General features: G+C 76.3%; 1 pseudogene. It reads right to left on the bottom strand.

What is annotated here, in order from left to right:
• Window positions 1–569, bottom strand: a pseudogene (locus G3I40_RS37270) (ABC transporter); the annotation flags it as partial.

The following is a 569-nucleotide window of genomic DNA, read 5'->3' as shown; positions in this document are numbered from 1 at the left end:
CAGTTTGCCACCCGGTCGGGGATCTCGGGGGCCAGCCGGCGTTCCGCGCGGCGGGCCACGGCCCCGGAGAGCAGCGGCACACCGACCCCGGCGAGCAGCAGTCCGACGGCAAGCACGGCGCCGGCCGCGGGCAGCATCCAGGCGGTGAAGGCGACGGAACCCGCGCCTACCAGTGCCGCGACCGACGCGGGCAGCAGCCAGCGCAGCCAGTAGTCCTGGAGGGCGTCGACATCGGCGACCAGACGGGACAGCAGGTCCCCGCGCCTTCGCGTCCGCAGACCGGCGGGCGCGAGCCGCTCCAGGCGCCGGTAGACGGCGACCCGGGTGTCGGCGAGCATCCGCAGCACGGCGTTGTGCGACACGAGCCGCTCCGCGTACCGGAAGCAGGCCCGGCCGATGCCGAACGCGCGCGTGGCCGTCACCGCCACCATCAGGTACAGCACGGGCGGCTGCTGCGAGGCCCGCGAGATCAGCCAGCCGCTGGTCGCCATCAGGCCGACCGAGCTGCCGAGCGCGAGCGCCCCGAGCAGCAGCGCGAGCGCGAGCCGCGAGCGGCGCGGACGGGCCGC

Origin of the sequence: Streptomyces sp. SID14478 (assembly GCF_010548525.1) — a bacterium.
GTDB lineage: Bacteria > Actinomycetota > Actinomycetes > Streptomycetales > Streptomycetaceae > Streptomyces.
This window is presented reverse-complemented; position numbering and strand designations above follow the sequence as displayed.